Below are 17,603 nucleotides of genomic sequence, written 5' to 3'. Positions count from 1 at the left end.
TCGATCGATGCGCTATTTGCTTATAGGCGTCCGGCATGAGGCCGCGGGGTTTCCGCCCTGCGGCTTTTCTATATGACGTGAAGCTCTGTTCAAACGTCGATAACTTCGTTTGAGATACAAGGCGCGCTTTCCATAATCGATCGTTCCAGACATGCCGCAAGGCGAACCGGAGCGATCGATGTCCCAGAGCAACGCCTTGCGGCGAGAAGTAGACGCTGCCCCCGTCCCCCAGGCGCAGGCCTTTGAATTGCGCCCCCTTCCCGGCCCTTTGGGCGCCGAGATCATCGGCCTGGATTTGTCGCGCGAACTGGCGGCGGCCGACTTCGCCCGGGTGCACCAGGCGCATCTGGACCATCACCTGCTGGTGTTCCGCGACCAACGCATCACGCCGCAACAGCACATCGATTTCAGCCGCCGCTTCGGCCGCTTGATGATCCATGTGCTGCATCAATTTCACCTGGCGGGCCACCCCGAGATCCTGATCGTTTCCAACATCGTGGAAGACGGCAAACCGATTGGTTTGGGCGACGCGGGCAAGTACTGGCATTCAGACATCTCGTACAAGGAGCTGCCCAGCCTGGGCTCGTTGCTGCACGCGCAGGAACTGCCGGCCGAAGGCGGCGACACGCTGTTCGCCAACATGCACCTGGCCTACGACACCTTGCCTGCGGCGCTGCGCAATGCGGTCGAAGGCAAACGCGCCGTGCATTCGTATCTGGCGCAATACGGGCAACTGCAAAAAGAAGGCAATTGGCGTCCGACATTAAGCGCGCAGCAGATCGCGCAGGTGCAGGAAGTGGTGCATCCGGTGGTGCGCACGCACCCCGAAAACGGCCGCCGCGCGTTGTTCGTGAGCGAAGGCTTCACGACGCGCATCGTCGATGTGCCGGAAGACGAAAGCCGCGCCTTGCTGGCCGAGTTGTTCGCGCACAGCGTGCGTGCGGAAAACACGTATCGCCACCACTGGCAGCCGCATGATCTGGTGTTCTGGGACAACCGTTCGCTGATCCATCTGGCGGGCGGCACGCCGGACCATCTGCGGCGCAAGCTGTACCGGACCACTATCGAAGGCGATACGCCCTTCTGAGGCCATACGCGGTATTCGACGCCAAGCACTTATCCACAAGGAATTCCATGCGCATGTCCTCCGCCCTACGGGATCGTTTGGTCCAAACCGTTACCGCCGCTGGCCTGGCGCTGATACTGGGAGTATTGGCGTTGGCGTCGCCCACGCCTGCCGTGGCCGAAGGGCGCATCCGCATCGCGGAGCAGTACGGCATCGTGTACCTGCTGCTGAACGTGGCGCGCGACCAGCAACTGATCGAAAAGCACGGCAAGGCCGAGGGTGTGGATATCTCGGTCGAGTGGGCCAAGCTGTCCGGCGGCTCGGCCGTGAACGATGCGCTGCTGTCGGGCGCCGTGGATATCGCGGGGGCGGGCGTAGGGCCGCTGTTGACGATCTGGGACCGCACGCGCGGCAAGCAGAACGTGAAGGGCGTGGCGTCGCTGGGCAACTTTCCCTACTACCTGGTCACGAACAACCCCAATGTGAAAAGCATCGCGGACTTTACGGATAAGGACCGTATCGCGGTGCCGGCCGTGGGCGTATCGGTGCAGTCGCGCGTGCTGCAACTGGCGTCCGCCAAGCTGTGGGGCGATGCGCAATTCAACAAACTGGACAAGATTTCGGTGGCGCTGCCACATCCGGACGCGGCGGCGGCGATCATCGCCGGCGGCACGGAAATCACGGGCCATTTCGGCAACCCGCCCTTCCAGGAGCAAGAGCTGGCCGAGAACCCCAAGGCCCGCATTGTGCTGAATTCCTATGATGTGCTGGGCGGCCCCAGTTCGTCCACCGTGCTGTTCGCCACCGAGAAATTCCGCAAGGAAAACCCCAAGACGTACAAGGCATTCCAGGAAGCACTGAAGGAAGCGGCGGCTTTTGCCACGGCCAATCCGGAAAAGGCTGCGGATATTTACCTGCGTGTCACGGGCGCCAAGCAAGACCGCGCCTTCCTGATCAAAGTAATCAAGAACCCCGACGTGCAATTCAAGCTTGAACCCCAGAACACCTTTGCGCTGGCCGAATTCATGCACAAGGTGGGCGCCATCAAGAATGCGCCGGCCAACTGGCGCGACTACTTCTTCGACGATGCGCTGACGGCAAAGGGCAGCTGAGATGCCGGTGACCGCCGCCAGGCCTGTGGATAACGTTGACAAGGCGTCGCCGCTGCTGGCTGTGGATAAGGTGACGATCGAATATAAGACGCGCGAACGGCGGGTCCGCGCCACGCACCAAGTCAGTTTTGACGTTCATGGGGCGGACCGCTTCATCCTGCTGGGGCCTTCCGGTTGCGGCAAATCGACGCTGCTGAAGGCGGTGGCCGGGTTCATACCCCCGACCGAAGGACGCATCGCAATCGACGGGCAGGCAGTGCAGGGGCCGGGGCCGGACCGCATTGTCGTGTTCCAGGAATTCGACCAATTGCCGCCGTGGAAAACGTTGCGGCAGAACGTGGCGTTTCCGCTTGTGGCTTCGCGCAAGCTGGGCCGGCGCGAAGCGGATGAGCGCGCCATGCACTATCTGGACAAGGTGGGCCTGGCCGCGTTCGCGGACGCTTATCCCCACACGCTTTCCGGCGGCATGAAGCAGCGCGTGGCGATCGCGCGGGCTTTGGCCATGCAGCCCCGCGTGCTGCTGATGGACGAGCCCTTCGCCGCGTTGGACGCCCTGACCCGGCGCCGCATGCAGGAAGAGCTGATGGCGTTGTGGGAAGACGTGCGCTTTACCTTGTTGTTCGTCACGCATTCGATCGAAGAGGCGCTGGTGCTGGGCAGCCGCGTGCTGCTGCTGTCCCCGCATCCCGGCCGCGTGCGCGCCGAACTGAACGCGCATGCCTTCGGGCTGCATAGCCAGGGCTCGGCCGCCTTCCAATCGGCGGCCAAGCGCATCCACGACCTGTTGTTCGAGTCACCCCTTGCGCTGTCCGATCCCGCGCCGGCCGAGCGCGCGGCGGCTTGAACGTAGCGCGCGTGCCGCTTCCTGAATTCCGTTCGATGAGTGTCGCCCGATGAGCAGCGCCTACCCCGCCTCGCCCCCCATTCGTCCTGAAGTCGAGTACGACCTGCCGCCCTTGCCGGCCCAAGCGGCAGAGACGCCGTTGCCTTGGCACGAACGGCTTTGGCAGCACGCCAGCCTGCGCAAGCTGGTGATCCTGGCGCTGCTGGCCGCGGTGTGGGAATTGGCCGCACGCTATACCGACAACGACCTGCTGTTGCCGGGCGCCTGGCAGACGGCGCAGGCCTTTGGGCAGGGCATCGCCAATGGCGAACTGCCGGCGCGCGCCGGACAGTCGCTACGCGTGCTGGTGCAGGGGTATCTGGCCGGCGTGGTACTGGCGTTCGTGCTGACCACGCTGGCCGTGTCCACGCGCTTCGGCCGCGACCTGTTGTCCACGCTGACCGCCATGTTCAACCCGCTGCCGGCCATCGCGCTGTTGCCGTTGGCCCTGCTGTGGTTCGGGCTGGGCGAAGGCAGCCTGGTGTTCGTCTTGATCCACTCCGTGCTGTGGGCGCTGGCGCTGAACATGTACGCGGGCTTCCTGGGCGTGTCGGAAACCCTGCGCATGGCGGGCCGCAACTACGGGCTGACGGGCTTGCGCTACGTGCTGCAGATCCTGGTGCCGGCTGCGTTGCCGGCCATTCTGGCGGGCCTGAAGATAGGCTGGGCGTTCGCGTGGCGCACCTTGATCGCGGCGGAACTGGTGTTTGGCGCCTCCAGCGGCAAGGGTGGACTGGGTTGGTACATCTTCCAGAACCGCAACGAGTTATACACAGACCGCGTGTTCGCGGGGTTGGCCGCGGTGGTCATCATCGGCCTGCTTGTGGAAAACCTGGGGTTCGATACATTGGAGCGGCTGACGGTGCGGCGCTGGGGAATGCAGCGCTGAAGCGATGGGTTGCGCGCGCTGGGCGCTTGCGTACAAGCGGAAGCGTTGCCGCGCTCCACCCATCCTACACAGGATAGCCGCGCCTTGCGGGGAGATACGGCGTTCGTGCGTTGCGGAGAGATGCGCCGTTCGCGCGTTGCGGGGAGATACGGCGTTCGTGCTTTGTAGGATGGGTGGAGCGCGCGCTATTGCTTGCCGGGGAACCGGTTCCCAGCGCGCACAACCCATCGTCTGCAACGCCCAAGAAAACGGCCCCTTCCGGGGCCGCATTCCTTCCCGCCGATCTACCTGGGCCTTAAATCTTCAGTCCCAGCGCCTTGGCCACGCCGGCGGCATACGCCGGATCGGCCTTCCTGAAGTGCTCCAGCTGGCGGCGCTGGATCTCTTCCGGCACGCCCGCCATGTGGCGGCCGATGTTGCCGAACAGCAATTCCTGCTGGGCCGGCGTCATCAAGCGGAACAAGGCGCCCGGCTGCGAATAGTAGTCGTCGTCCTCGCGGTGGTTCCAGCGCGCGGCGGCCTGGCCGTCCAGCGCCAGCGGCGGTTCGCCGGCGGACCGGGTTTCCTTCCACTCGCCCGCGCTGTTGGGCTCGTAGTTCAGCGTGCCGCCGGCGTTGCCGTCCACGCGGCCGGCGCCGTCGCGGTGGAAGCTGTGGACCGGGCAGCGCGCGGCATTCACCGGGATCTGATGGTGATTGATGCCCAGGCGGTACCGGTGCGTGTCGCCATACGAGAACAAGCGCCCCTGCAGCATCTTGTCCGGCGAGAAATCGATGCCGGGAACGATGTTGGCCGGCGTGAAGGCGGCCTGCTCCACTTCCGCGAAGTAATTTTCCGGGTTCTTGTTCAGTTCCAGCACACCCACGTCGATCAGCGGGTAATCGCCATGCGGCCAGACCTTGGTCAGATCGAACGGGTTGATGTGATAGGTCTGGGCTTCGGCCTCGGGCATGATCTGCACTTTCAGCGACCACTTCGGGAAGTTGCCTTGCGCGATGTTGTTGAACAGGTCGCGCTGCGAGCTTTCGCGGTCGTGGGCGACGACCTGCGCCGCTTCCTCATCGGTCAGACAGGCGATGCCCTGCTGCGATTTGAAGTGGAACTTCACATAGAAGCGTTCGTTGCTGCTGTTCACGAAGCTGAAGGTGTGCGAACCGAAACCATGCTGCTGGCGCAGGTTGGCGGGAATGCCGCGGTCGCTCATCAGCGTGGTGACCTGATGCAGCGATTCCGGGCTGTGCGACCAAAAGTCCCATGCGGCGGTGGCGCTGCGCAGGTTGGTCTTGGGGTCGCGCTTCTGGGTGTGGATAAAGTCGGGGAATTTCAGCGGGTCGCGGATGAAGAAGACCGGGGTGTTGTTGCCTACCAGGTCCCAGTTGCCTTCTTCCGTGTAGAACTTGATGGCAAAGCCGCGCACGTCGCGTTCCGCGTCCGCCGCCCCGCGTTCGCCGGCAACGGTGGAAAAGCGCAGGAACAGCGGGGTCTGCTTGCCCACCTGGGAAAAGATATTGGCGCGCGTATAGCGCGAGATGTCGTGCGTGACGGTGAAGGTGCCGTAGGCGCCGGAGCCTTTGGCATGGACGACGCGCTCTGGAATCCGTTCGCGGTCGAAGTGGGCAAGCTTTTCAATCAGCCAGAAGTCCTGCAACAGCGCGGGACCGCGAGGGCCGGCGGTCAGCGTGTTGTTGTTGTCCGCCACTGGCGCGCCTGCTGCGGTGGTCAGATGCTTCTTGTCGGTCATAGCTCACTCCCTGCATGATTCTGGAATGCGCCGGGCCTGGTCGGCCCGCGCGATGTTGTCGATGCCTCCGCGTTGCCGCTTTTGGGGACATGGCCGCCACATCATAGGGGCCAACGTGTAGTTTGTGAAGTTGATTGATTGGTTAATTTCAATAGACATTAACTATGATCAACGTCTCAATGCGGCAACAGGACGGGGCCTGCGGTCACCGCGCCCATAAAAAAACCGGCCCCAAGGGCCGGTTCTTCATGCTTGCAAGCGTCAGGCTCAGCGGTTTGCCAAGGCTTCCGTCTTGCGCTGCATGGCGCGGGTGATGGACCACTGTTGCGCGATCGACAACGTGTTGTTGACGCACCAGTACAGCACCAGGCCAGCCGGGAAGAAGAACATCATCCCGCCGAACACCAGCGGCATGATCATCATGACCTTGGCCTGGATGGGATCCGGCGGCGTCGGGTTCAGCTTGATCTGCAGGAACATGGTGGCCATCATGATGGCGGGCAGAATGAAGAACGGGTCGCGGATCGAAAGGTCATGCACCCACAGGATCCACGGCGCGCCGCGCATTTCCACGCTGGCCAGCAGCACCCAGTACAGCGAGATGAACACCGGGATCTGCACCACCATCGGCAAGCAGCCGCCCAGCGGGTTGATCTTCTCGGTGCGGTACATCTCCATCATGGCGGCGTTGAGCTTCTGCTTGTCGTCGCCGTACTTTTCCTTCAGGGCTTGCAGGCGCGGGGCCACTTGCTTCATGCGGGCCATCGAGCGGTAGCTCGCGGCGGCCAGCGGGTAGAAGATGGCCTTGATCAGCACGGTCAGCGCAACGATGGTCCAGCCCCAGTTGCCCAGGAGCGAATGCAGCCAGGTCATCAGCGTGAACAACGGCTTGGCGATGATGGTCAGCCAACCGTAGTCCACCACCAGTTCCAGGCCGGGGGCGAGCGCCGCCATGGCCTTCTGGTCTTGCGGACCGACCCACAGGTGCGAGTCCACGCGCGACGCGGCGCCCGGGGCGATTTCTCCAACGGCTTCGATGCTGCGGGCGGCGTACAGGTTCTTCTGCACTTCCAGCAGTTCGTTCTTGCGCGGCTTGCCTTGCGGCGGCACCCAGGCGGTGGCGAAGTAGTGCTGAACCACGGCGATCCAGCCGTTGTCCGCCTCCTTGATGTAGGCGGCCTTCTTCTTTTCGATGTCGCTGAACGTGCTCTTCTGGAACTTGTCCTGTTCGGAGTAGACGGCGAAACCGGTGAACGTGTGATAGAAGCTGGACGTATCGGCCGGGTCATTGCCGTCGCGCTCTAGCTGCAAGTACAGCGAGGGCGTCACGGGGGCGGAGCCGACGTTGGCCAGGTCGTGGCGCACGTCGATGTCGTAGCGGCCCTTGTGCAGGGTGAACGATTTGGTCACCTTCACGCCGCCCGACTCGCCTTCGAACGAGACGACCAGGTTGTCGCCGGTCAGTTGGCGTTCCGACGTCACCAGGCGGAAAGGCGTCTGGTGCGTGGGGAAGCTCTGGCCGCTAGGCGCGCCGACCACGCCGGATTGCACGACGTAGTTCAGGCCGGCCGAACGGTCCAGCAGCACCGTGGGCTTGTCGGCCTGGCCGGTTGCGGGGTACTTCAGCAGCTCGGCGCGCACCAGTTGGGCGCCCATGGTGTCGAACGTCAGGCGCAGCACGTCCGTGGTGATGACGACTTCTTCCGACCGCGCGGCAGCGGGTGCGGTGGCGCCGGGCACGGCCGACGGCGCAGTGGCCGTGGAAGTGGGAGCGCTGGGCACCGAAGGCGTGGCGTTGTTGGCGCCGGCCTGCGGTTCAGCCGTGCTGGCCGCGGGCGTCGGGCCCCCGAACAGCGACGGCTTGCCGTTATGGATTTGCCAGTTGTTCCAAAGGAGCAACAGCGAAAAGGAAAAAATCATCCAGAGGACGGTTCGTCGGATATCCATGGTGCCTACTGAAGTGAATACGGGCCAGCAAAGCCCGCCAGTTTAGCGTCAATCGTGCTCGGTGCGGTGGCTGTGGGAACAGCAAGGGGGGCCTTTGGTTCCCGGGCCCGGCGGAACCGGATCCCAGCCCCCGGGCGACCACGGATGGCATCGGCCAATGCGCCGGACGGCCAGCCAGAAGCCGCGCCAGGCGCCATGGCGTTCGATTGCTTCAATCGCGTACGCCGAGCAAGTCGGGGTAAAGCGGCACTGCCTGCCGATCCAGGGACTCAGGAAGAACCTGTAGAACCGGATGGGAGCAATGAGCAGTGCTTTGAACATCATCGCGCGATCCGCTCGAAGTGAGCGTCCACTTCGGCTCTGACCAAGCGTTTTAGCGAGGTGAGCGTGGTGGGCGCGACCTTGCTATGCAGGCGCACGACGTAATCCTTGGCGGGCAGCGCCAGACGCCGATGGCGAAACGCTTCGCGGATGACCCGCTTGATGGCGTTGCGCGTACTGGCGTGGGCGGCGAACCGCTTGGCAATGATCAGCCCCAAGCGGGCGCAGGCATCCTGGCCGGGAGGCAGATCATTGGGAGCCGAAGTCACAATGAATAACGCCCCTCGGGCAAGACGCCGGCCTTTCAGGGCAGCGGCGAACTCGGAGGGGCGATGCAGCCGCGCCTCCGGGGGAAGCGTGGAGCGCGGCATGGACTGCGGGTCAGGCGTTTGCGCGGAACCGGAACGAGATTGCGAGAGGTCTTGCAATATGGCCGGTCCGTGCAAATAGTCAGGTTTTCCGGAAAACCGGAAATCCAGGACTTAGACGGCCAGACGCTTGCGGCCCTTGGCGCGACGGGCGCTCAGGATGGCGCGGCCAGCGCGGGTTTTCATGCGCACGCGAAAGCCATGGGTGCGCTTGCGGCGGGTAACGGAAGGTTGGTAGGTACGTTTCATGGACGATCCACAAAAAGAACAAAAGTCAGAAGGGACCTGCCCGGAGGGTTCCAGGTCGCGCATTCAGAAGCGGGTATCTGGTGCGCATTTTTGCAACAGGTGCAAAAATAACGCATAGACGGGGCTCTGGACTGGAAATTTCTTCCCAGGCGACCTATTCAGCAAAGCTAAAAACCGGACAGTGCGGTAAGCGCCCCGACCTATGAAAGGAGGGTACTTGCCACAACTCCGGCTAAGCTCTCTGTGAAACCTTCTGACAGACAGAATTCGGAAAAGCCCACCATTTCAGCAAGTTTTCCCTGTCTTGTCAAACAGTTAAGCCTGAGCAGTGTAGACGCTTATGTCCTGCCCTGTGGATAACCCGTGCCCAGGCAAGGTAGAATCGAGGTTTGAATAAGAGCGACATGAAAGAATTCTGGCAGACCTGCGTCAGTCGTCTTGAGCAGGAACTCCCCCCCCAACAAATCAGCGCGTGGATACGGCCGCTGGTCCCGCTTGCGTACGACGAAACGCAGGCGGTGTTGCGCGTTGCCGCGCCCAACCGCTTCAAGCTGGACTGGGTGCGCAAGAACTTTTCCCACCAGATCGAAGCGTTGGCCGCGGAGTGGTTCAAGCGACCGGTACAGGTCTTGTTCGAGTTGCCGTCCCACGGCGCCGCGCCCCGCATGCCGGTCGCGCCGGTGCGTGCCCAGGCGCCCGAGCAAACGCACCTGTCCGCGGCTCAGCCCTCAGGCGGCGCGCCGCCCATGCAGGCCGCGGCACCGGCCGCCCCGCCCGCCACCACCGTGGCGGCGCAGGCGGTAACGGCGGACGCGGCCAACATCGTGTACGAGCGCTCGCGGCTGAACACGGACCTGACGTTCGAAAACTTCGTGACGGGTAAGGCCAACCAGCTGGCGCGCGCCGCCGCGCTGCAAGTGGCCGAGAACCCGGGCACCTCGTACAACCCCCTGTTCCTGTACGGCGGCGTGGGCCTGGGCAAGACCCACCTGATCCACGCCATCGGCAACGCCATGGTGGCGGCGGGCACCGGGGTGCGCGTGCGCTATGTGCATGCGGACCAATACGTGTCCGACGTGGTGAAGGCGTACCAGCGCAAGGCGTTCGATGACTTCAAGCGCTACTACCATTCGCTGGACCTGCTGCTGATCGACGATATTCAATTCTTCTCCGGCAAGAACCGCACGCAGGAAGAGTTCTTCTACGCGTTCGAGGCGATGGTGGCCCAGCGCAAGCAGATCATCATCACCAGCGACACATATCCGAAGGAACTGTCGGGCATCGACAGCCGCCTGATCTCGCGTTTTGATTCCGGCCTGACGGTGGCGATCGAGCCGCCGGAGCTGGAGATGCGCGTGGCGATTCTGCTGCGCAAGGCGGAATCCGAAGGCGTGCCCATGCCCGAGGAAGTGGCGTTCTTTATTGCCAAGCATCTGCGCAGCAACGTGCGCGAACTGGAAGGCGCGCTGCGCAAGGTCCTGGCCTACGCCCGCTTCCACGGCCGCGACGTGCTGACGGTGGATGTCTGCAAGGAAGCCCTGAAGGACCTGCTGTCCGTGTCCAACGGCCAGATCACTGTGGAAAACATCCAGAAGACGGTTGCGGATTTCTACAAGATCAAGGTCGCCGACATGTACTCGAAACGCCGGCCCGCCAATATCGCATTGCCGCGCCAGGTCGCGATGTACCTGGCGAAGGAGCTGACGCAGAAAAGCCTGCCGGAAATCGGCGATCTGTTCGGTGGTCGTGATCACACCACCGTGCTGCACGCCGTCCGCAAGATTTCCGACGCCCGCGCAAAGCAAGCGGAGCTCAACCATACCCTGCACGTGTTGGAACAAACTCTAAAAGGATGAACATGCAACTCGTACAAACCACACGCGATGCATTGCTGAAACCGCTGTCGACCGTGGCGGGCATCGTCGAAAGACGCCATACCCTGCCCATCCTGGCGAACATCCTGATGCGCAAGGAAGGCAACAAGGTTGCCTTTATTGCGACTGACCTCGAAGTACAGATCACCACGCACGCCGATTTCGGCGTGGGCCAGGACAACGAGTCCACCACGGTCGCGGCGCGCAAGCTGCTGGACATCCTGAAGGCGCTGCCGGACACCGGCGACGTGCGCCTGGCGCTGGCCAGCAACAAGCTGTCGGTGCAGTCGGCCAAGAGCCGCTTCGCGTTGCAGACGCTGGCCGCCAGCGAGTTCCCCACCGTTGCTCAGCCCGAGCAGTGGGACGTCTCGCTGACCATGCCGCAACGCACGCTGCGCCACCTGTTCAACATGGTGCACTTCGCCATGGCGCAACAGGACATCCGCTATTACCTGAACGGCATGCTGCTGGTGTTTGAACCCGGCCGCGTGCGCGCCGTCGCTACCGATGGCCACCGCCTGGCGCATTGCTCGACCGAAGCCGACGGCATCGCCGAACGCCACGAAGTGATCGTGCCGCGCAAGACCGTGCTGGAAATGCAGCGCCTGCTGGAAGACTCCGACGAGGTGGTCTCCATTGATGTGGCGCCGGGCCAGATCCGCTTCCGCTTCGGCGACGTGGAACTGGTGTCTAAGCTGGTCGAAGGCAAGTTCCCCGATTTCACGCGTGTGATTCCCACGAACTACACGCGCCATTTCATGGTGGGCCGCGAAGCGCTCCAGGGCAGCCTGCAGCGCGCCGCCATCCTGACCACCGACAAGTTCAAGGGCGTGCGCCTGCAATTGGCGCAGAACCAGATGAAGATCTCGTCTTCCAACGCCGAGCAGGAAGAGGCGCAGGAAGAAATCGACATCGATTACGGCCATGAAGCGCTGGACGTGGGCTTCAACGTGGGCTACCTGCTTGACGTGCTGGCCAACGTGAAAGTCGACAACATCCAGTGGTCGGTCATGCCCGATGCGAACGCGTCGGCGCTCATCACCTTGCCCGAAGACGACCAGTTCAAGTACGTCGTCATGCCCATGCGGATTTGATCCGCGCCCCATTTGTGGGTTTGTGCCGCTTGCGGGCCTTGGCCCGCGAGCGGTCCGGCCGCCAGGCCGTTCTTTAAAGCGTTATCGAACCAGACATGTCAGATCAGCAGAACACTACTTCCGAGAACAGCGGCTACGGCGCTGACTCGATCAAGATGCTCAAGGGGCTGGAGGCCGTGCGCAAGCGCCCCGGCATGTACATCGGCGACACGTCCGACGGCACCGGCTTGCACCACATGGTGTTCGAAGTCGTGGATAACGCCATCGACGAAGCCCTGGCCGGCCATTGCGACGATATCGTCGTCACGATCCACACCGACAATTCCATCTCGGTCACCGATAACGGCCGCGGCATCCCGACCGATATCCACAAGGAAGACGAATTCCACCGCAGCGCGGCGGAAATCGTCATGACCGAGCTGCACGCGGGCGGCAAGTTCGACCAGAACTCGTACAAGGTGTCCGGCGGCCTGCACGGCGTGGGCGTGTCTTGCGTGAACGCGCTGTCCGAATGGCTGCGTCTGACCATCCGCCGCAACGGCCAGGTCCACCAGATGGAATTCCGCCAAGGCGCGCGCGTTGCGCCGCTGGCGGTGACCGGCACGACCGACATGCGCGGCACGGAAGTGCGCTTCCTGGCCGACCCGGTCATCTTCAACAACATCGAATACCACTACGAGATCCTCTCCAAGCGCTTGCGCGAGCTCTCGTTCCTGAACAACGGCGTGAAGATCCGCCTGGTTGACCAACGCCAGGGCAAGGAAGAGAACTTCGCGTTCTCGGGCGGCGTGAAGGGCTTTGTCGAATACATCAACCGCACCAAGACCGTGCTGCACCCGAACGTGTTCTCGGTCACGACCGAGTCCGCCGCCGGCGGCGTGTCGGTAGGCGTGGAAGTGGCGATGCAGTGGAACGACAGCTACAGCGAAAGCGTGCTGTGCTTCACCAACAACATCCCGCAGCGCGACGGTGGTTCGCACTTGACCGGCCTGCGCGCGGCCATGACCCGCATCCTGAACAAATACATCGCCGACAACGAACTGGCCAAGAAGGCCAAAGTTGAAACGTCCGGCGACGATATGCGCGAAGGCCTGGCCTGCGTGCTGTCGGTGAAGGTGCCCGAGCCCAAGTTCAGCAGCCAGACCAAGGACAAGCTGGTGTCCAGCGAAGTGCGTCCGGCCGTTGAAGAAGCCGTGGCCCGCACGCTGGAAACCTGGTTGCTTGAAAACCCGAACGACGCCAAGGCGTTGTGCAACAAGATCGTCGAAGCCGCCCGTGCGCGCGAAGCCGCGCGCAAGGCCCGCGAAATGACGCGCCGCAAGAGCGTGCTGGAAGGCGCAGGCCTGCCTGGCAAGCTGGCCGACTGCCAGGAAAAAGACCCGGCGCTGTGCGAGCTGTACATCGTCGAGGGCGACTCCGCAGGCGGCTCGGCCAAGCAAGGCCGCGACCGCAAGTTCCAGGCCATCCTGCCGCTGCGCGGCAAGGTGCTGAACGTGGAAAAGGCGCGCTTTGACCGCCTGATCGCCAGCGAACAGATCGCCACGCTGATCACGGCCCTGGGCACCAGCATCGGCCCCGATTTCAACGTGGACAAGCTGCGCTACCACCGCCTGATCATCATGACCGACGCGGACGTGGACGGCGCGCACATCCGCACGCTGCTGCTGACGCTCTTGTATCGCCAGATGCCCGAGCTGGTTCAGCGCGGCTACGTGTATATCGCCCAGCCGCCGCTGTACAAGGTGAAGGTCGGCCGCGAAGAACGCTATCTGAAGGACGACCAGGAAGAAGCGCAGTTCATGCTGCAACTGGCGCTGAAAGATGCCGAGATCATCTCGGGTGGCAACATCATCCGCGGCGAAGAACTCACCGACCTGGCCAGCCAGTACGTGGCGGCTGACGGCGTCATCGCGCGTTTGGCGAAGGTGTTCGACGTGGGCGCGCTGTCGGCCATGGCCGAAGGCGTCGAGATCAACCTGGAAACGGCCGAGTCCACTGCGGATTCCGCCAAGCGCCTGGCCGACGCCATGCGCGACCCGGTCAGTGGCAATAGCGTGGAAGTGGTGCCGCAGTTTGATGAAGCCACCGAACGCCATCGCCTGTCGGTGCAGCGCATGCACCACGGCAACGTGCGCGTCAGCATCATCGATGCCGACTTCGTCAACGGCACCGACTACACGATCCTGTCCAAGGCCGCCAAGAGCTTCCTGGGCAAGGTTGGCGCGCGATCGCTGGCCGCGCGTGGCGAGGGCGACAAGCGCAAGGAACAGACCGTGTCCGACTTCCGCGAAGCCATGCAGTGGCTGCGCAGCGAAGCCGATCGCAGCATCTCGAAGCAGCGCTACAAGGGTCTGGGCGAAATGAACCCGGAACAGCTGTGGGAAACCACGATGGACCCGAAGGTGCGCCGTCTGTTGCGCGTGCAGATCGAAGACGCCATTGCGGCGGACGAAGTCTTCACGACGCTGATGGGCGACGACGTCGAACCGCGCCGCGCGTTCATCGAACGCAACGCGCTGTCGGCGGGCAACATCGACGCTTGATCGCGGACGCGGTTGTTTGAAGAAGGCCAGCCTGAAGGGGCTGGCCTTTGTTTTTTGTTGCAAGGATGCGGTGATGGGCAATCGAGCGTGGTTGGTGTTGCAGTCGGAACAATATGGCCAGCCGGTGTCGGCGGAAATCGCCAGCGCCAATGGCAATCTGCCGACGTTGTGGCAGGTGCTGCTGGCCGACGGCGACTGCGTGGAGGCGGACACGTCGCAGCGTGTGTTCGGCGATGCGGAGACGGCGGGGCTGGCCGCAACCGCGCACGCGGCGCATGACCGCTTGTGCGAGGTCGCGGCGTTTCTGCTGTCGCATGCGGTAAGCAATGATGCGGCCTATTGCTTGCAACTGGACGCCGCGGCCACGTACCTGGCGGAACGGATCGACCAGGAGCCGGAAGGCGCCGGCCTGTGGATAAGCGCGAATCTGGACGAGTTGGCGTGGATGCATGAGGGGGGCGCGGCGGCGTATGTGGGCCACGTGCGGGCGTTGTGCAATGAGCGCTGGCAGGCCATGCGCGAGGGCATGGCGGCGCACGATGTGCCGACCGTCCTGCGGCTGTTGGAGGTGCGTGACCTGGGCGATGACGCCGGCTGGGCCTGGCGGTTTGGCTTGGGCGGCCTGGACCATCCCTATTTCGCCCAGCAGGAGCCGCCGCGCGCCGTTCGTTATGACGACTTCGAGGCGGATGCCGGCGAAGAAGGCGAAGACGAAGAGGAAGACGGCGACGACCGGGACGGCACGCACCTGGGGGGCGGTTTGCATCGCTTTCTTGTGGACAAGCTGTGGGGCGTGCGCGTTGGCCCGGACGCGGGCGGCAAGGTGCTGCTGGCGCCGCGGTTCGACGCGATCTGGGCATTTGAAGACGGCGCCGCGACCGTGTTGAAGCACGACAAGCTGGGTTTGATCGACACGGAAGGCCGCGAACTGATGCCATGCGAGTTGGACGAGGTGTGGAGTTATTCACAGGGCTTGGCGATGGCGCGCGTTGGCGGGCAAATCGGATTTGTGGATAACCTGGGGGCGTGGGCAATCTCGCCGCGTTTCGAATCCGCGGGCGATTTTTCGCCGGGCGGCCTGGCGCCCGCCTACGAGGCCGGCCAATGGGGGTTGATTGACCGGCACGGCGCGTGGACGGTGCCACCGCAGTGGGACGACATTAATTGGGACGATGCGCTGCACGCCTACGTAACGCAGCGCGGCGACCTGCATGGCTTGATTGATCTACATGGCCATCAGGTGTTGGACGCGTTGTACGCGGCTATGGGGCCGGCGGATCCGGTTGCGGATTTGGTTGTGGATGACGCAGCGGATGACGCTGCCAATGCCGCGGCGCTGTGGGCTAACAATCGGATGCGCGTGCGCGTGCTGACCGATGATGGCAAACGCGGCATTGTCGACGGCCGGGGTCAAGCGATCGTGCCCGTGGCGTATACCGATCTGGGCAACGTCATATGGCTGCCGTCCGATGACCCGGCCGAGATTCCGCCGCCGCCGCGCGGGCAGGAAGGCCGCTACGTGCGCGTGTTGCAGTGCGTGGATCACGGCGAGTGGGACGAATGGTCGCAGGGTGTCTATGACATGCTGGAACGCCGTGAAGTCCTGCCCTGCGCGCAGCAGATGGTGTTTGGGTTGAAGTGGGCTGCGCGCTACGGCTGGCTGTGCGCGGTGTCGCCTGACGCCGCCGGGCATAGCGAGGATGGCCTGCATGTCGGCATCGCGGATGCCCAGGGCGCGTGGCTGCATGAACCGGTCTACGCGTGGATCGGCGCGCCGGCGTCGTTGCGCACGGGGGATGGCGTGCACGGCGGGCCGCTGGCGATTTCGACGCGCTGGGCCCAGGGCTTGCCCGTCCAGGCGCGGCGGGCCGATACGGGCGAGGTCGCGTGGCTGCATTCGGACGGCCGGGTCGACGCGCAGCCAAGGGTTGAGCCTGCCGGATAGGAACCGGTCAGTCGCCGGCGTCGCACACGTGCTTGATCGTCTGCCTTAACCATCGGTGGGCGGGATCGCTGTCCAGCCGGGGCGGCCACGCCTGCACCACCCGGACGGGCGCCATCGGGACCGGCACGGCGAAGCTGCGCAGGGCCAGCCCCAGGCGTTCGATGCCCGGCATCAGATGCTGTGGCATGGACGGCAGGATCATGTCGGAATCGGCCAGGGCGAAGATGGCGGCATGGAAGGTAGGGGTGATCAGCGCGACGCGCCGGGACAGGCCCAGATCGCCCAGCGCCAGATCGATCGGGCCTTGCGCGCGGCCGCGCCGCGACACGCTGATGTGGTCGTAGGCGACGAAGCGCTGCGGCGTGATGTCGCCCTGGAAAATGGCGTGGTCGGTGCGGGCCAGGCCACGGAAGGACGTGGTGAACAGCGTCTGCACTTTGATGTCGGCCCCGAACTTCTGCGACGAGCCAATGTACAGGTCGGCGTCGCCGGTCAGGGCGTCGCCGTCGTCTTCGGCTTCGGACAAAAAGCGCAGCACGGTGTGAGGGGCATAGCGGCGCAGGTGCTCGCGCAGCCGCCCGCCGTAAGCGCCCACGAACACGTCGTTGGACCGCAGGGTGAAGGTACGCGTCAGCGTGCCCAGGTTGACGTCCTGGCTGAATGCCGAGAACACGGTTTGCGCCTGTTCCACCACGCTGCGCACCTGGTCGCGCAATTCCAGCGCGCGGGGCGTGGGCGCGAGCCCTCGGCCCGAGCGCACCAGCACGGGGTCGCCCACGGCTTCGCGGATGCGCGCCAGGGTGCGGCTCATGGCCGGCGTGCTGAGGTTGAGGCGGCGCGCCGCGCCGGCGACGCTGCCTTCCTGGATCAACACGTCCAGCGTCAGCAGCAAGTTGAGGTCTGGCGTAGTCATGCCGCCAAGCATAGCGTGCCTGCCCCGCCGGATAGCGGCATATGGGTTGCGTGGCGCGCAATCGTGAATTGCACGATACGGCATTCCCCGGGCCGTCCGGCAGCGCCACTATTGCGCCCTTGGCGGCGCGTGGGCGCCAGCCAGAGAACCAAGGAGAGAGACATGGCGCTGGACGTTCTGGAGTTGCACCATCATGCGGTGCGCATGCCGCTTGCCAAAGTGGCGGCCATGGGCGCGTTCTATGGAGGCGTGCTGGGGCTGGATACGGATAAAGGCCGTTGGGAGATCCCGGGCATTGCGGGGTACTTCCTGGATATGGGCAATGACTGCCAGATCCATTTGCTGGGCAGCGACGGCCCTTCGCCTTACTCGCAGGGGCCGGGCTGCGACCCGGTGGAAAACCACGTGGCGCTGGCCGTGCGGGATATCGCCGAGGCCGAGGCCGAGCTGCGGCGGCAGGCGGTGGACTACTGGAAGCTGGACAACGTGGCGGCCCCCGAATTGATGCAGCTGTTTTTGCGCGACCCGGTGGGCAATCTGATTGAATTGCACCAGATCGGGCGGTGCCGCTGTAAACGCAGCGACCGCCTGTTTGCCGATGCGAAGGCGGCGGCGGGCGCGGCGCCGGCGCAAACCGCGCCGCAAGACTGACGCGGCT

15 protein-coding genes are annotated in these 17,603 nt (G+C 64.0%); 9 read left to right on the top strand and 6 right to left on the bottom strand.

Features of this window, described 5'->3' with window-relative positions:
• The first annotated feature begins 178 nt into the window (after positions 1-178).
• The 4 genes from ACI0FO_RS11805 to ACI0FO_RS11790 are packed head-to-tail and all read left to right on the top strand — an operon-like array spanning position 179 to position 3,950.
• Positions 179-1,087 (top strand): TauD/TfdA dioxygenase family protein, encoded by a 909-nt coding sequence (locus tag ACI0FO_RS11805; protein WP_416026869.1) that lies wholly within the window; start codon positions 179-181, stop codon positions 1,085-1,087.
• A gap of 47 nt (positions 1,088-1,134) precedes the next feature.
• Positions 1,135-2,178 carry an ABC transporter substrate-binding protein gene (locus tag ACI0FO_RS11800; protein ID WP_416026867.1) on the top strand — a complete coding sequence of 348 codons (1,044 nt, stop codon included), beginning with the start codon at positions 1,135-1,137 and terminating at the stop codon, positions 2,176-2,178.
• A 1-nt stretch (position 2,179) separates the two neighbouring features.
• Positions 2,180-3,022, top strand: coding sequence for an ABC transporter ATP-binding protein (locus ACI0FO_RS11795; protein ID WP_416026865.1), 843 nt, complete (start codon positions 2,180-2,182; stop codon positions 3,020-3,022).
• 49 nt (positions 3,023-3,071) lie between these two features.
• The gene (locus tag ACI0FO_RS11790; RefSeq protein ID WP_416026864.1) at positions 3,072-3,950 is read left to right on the top strand and encodes an ABC transporter permease; all 879 of its coding nucleotides are present in this window, start codon (positions 3,072-3,074) and stop codon (positions 3,948-3,950) included.
• Between the two features lie 295 nt (positions 3,951-4,245).
• Here the strand turns inward: ACI0FO_RS11790 and ACI0FO_RS11785 are convergent, their stop codons facing one another.
• From ACI0FO_RS11785 to rpmH, 5 genes are all read right to left on the bottom strand, one after another.
• Positions 4,246-5,691, bottom strand: coding sequence for a catalase (locus tag ACI0FO_RS11785; protein ID WP_416026862.1), 1,446 nt, complete (start codon positions 5,689-5,691; stop codon positions 4,246-4,248).
• A gap of 267 nt (positions 5,692-5,958) precedes the next feature.
• Complete coding sequence (gene yidC, locus ACI0FO_RS11780; RefSeq protein ID WP_416026861.1) at positions 5,959-7,638, bottom strand: membrane protein insertase YidC; 1,680 nt, start codon at positions 7,636-7,638, stop codon at positions 5,959-5,961.
• Positions 7,639-7,686: 48 nt separating this feature from the next.
• The gene (yidD, locus tag ACI0FO_RS11775) at positions 7,687-7,959 is read right to left on the bottom strand and encodes a membrane protein insertion efficiency factor YidD (RefSeq protein WP_183017186.1); all 273 of its coding nucleotides are present in this window, start codon (positions 7,957-7,959) and stop codon (positions 7,687-7,689) included.
• A complete protein-coding gene (locus ACI0FO_RS11770; RefSeq protein WP_105555642.1) occupies positions 7,959-8,330 on the bottom strand; it encodes a ribonuclease P protein component in 372 nt (123 codons plus the stop codon). The genes yidD and ACI0FO_RS11770 overlap by 1 nt, the downstream gene beginning before the upstream one ends.
• A gap of 111 nt (positions 8,331-8,441) precedes the next feature.
• Positions 8,442-8,576 carry a 50S ribosomal protein L34 gene (rpmH, locus tag ACI0FO_RS11765; RefSeq protein ID WP_006228069.1) on the bottom strand — a complete coding sequence of 45 codons (135 nt, stop codon included), beginning with the start codon at positions 8,574-8,576 and terminating at the stop codon, positions 8,442-8,444.
• A 404-nt stretch (positions 8,577-8,980) separates the two neighbouring features.
• Between rpmH and dnaA the strand changes: the two genes are divergently transcribed.
• The 4 genes from dnaA (at position 8,981) to ACI0FO_RS11745 (ending at position 16,032) form a co-directional block, all read left to right on the top strand.
• Positions 8,981-10,432 carry a chromosomal replication initiator protein DnaA gene (gene dnaA / locus ACI0FO_RS11760; protein ID WP_416026859.1) on the top strand — a complete coding sequence of 484 codons (1,452 nt, stop codon included), beginning with the start codon at positions 8,981-8,983 and terminating at the stop codon, positions 10,430-10,432.
• A gap of 2 nt (positions 10,433-10,434) precedes the next feature.
• Complete coding sequence (gene dnaN / locus ACI0FO_RS11755) at positions 10,435-11,544, top strand: DNA polymerase III subunit beta (protein ID WP_006227714.1); 1,110 nt, start codon at positions 10,435-10,437, stop codon at positions 11,542-11,544.
• 95 nt (positions 11,545-11,639) lie between these two features.
• Positions 11,640-14,087, top strand: coding sequence for a DNA topoisomerase (ATP-hydrolyzing) subunit B (gene gyrB / locus ACI0FO_RS11750; RefSeq protein WP_416026857.1), 2,448 nt, complete (start codon positions 11,640-11,642; stop codon positions 14,085-14,087).
• Positions 14,088-14,160: 73 nt separating this feature from the next.
• Positions 14,161-16,032, top strand: coding sequence for a WG repeat-containing protein (locus ACI0FO_RS11745; protein ID WP_416026855.1), 1,872 nt, complete (start codon positions 14,161-14,163; stop codon positions 16,030-16,032).
• A 7-nt stretch (positions 16,033-16,039) separates the two neighbouring features.
• Here the strand turns inward: ACI0FO_RS11745 and ACI0FO_RS11740 are convergent, their stop codons facing one another.
• Positions 16,040-16,945: a LysR family transcriptional regulator gene (locus ACI0FO_RS11740; protein ID WP_416026853.1), complete on the bottom strand. Its 906-nt coding sequence runs from the start codon at positions 16,943-16,945 to the stop codon at positions 16,040-16,042.
• A gap of 162 nt (positions 16,946-17,107) precedes the next feature.
• Here ACI0FO_RS11740 and ACI0FO_RS11735 point away from each other — a divergent pair, with 162 nt between their 5' ends.
• A complete protein-coding gene (locus ACI0FO_RS11735) occupies positions 17,108-17,596 on the top strand; it encodes a VOC family protein (RefSeq protein WP_416026851.1) in 489 nt (162 codons plus the stop codon).
• Positions 17,597-17,603 lie beyond the last annotated feature (7 nt).

The organism is Achromobacter marplatensis (assembly GCF_049060505.1).
Taxonomy (GTDB): Bacteria; Pseudomonadota; Gammaproteobacteria; order Burkholderiales; family Burkholderiaceae_B; genus Achromobacter; species Achromobacter marplatensis_A.
Note: the sequence above shows the minus strand (reverse complement) of the source record. Positions and strands in the feature narration are given on the sequence as shown.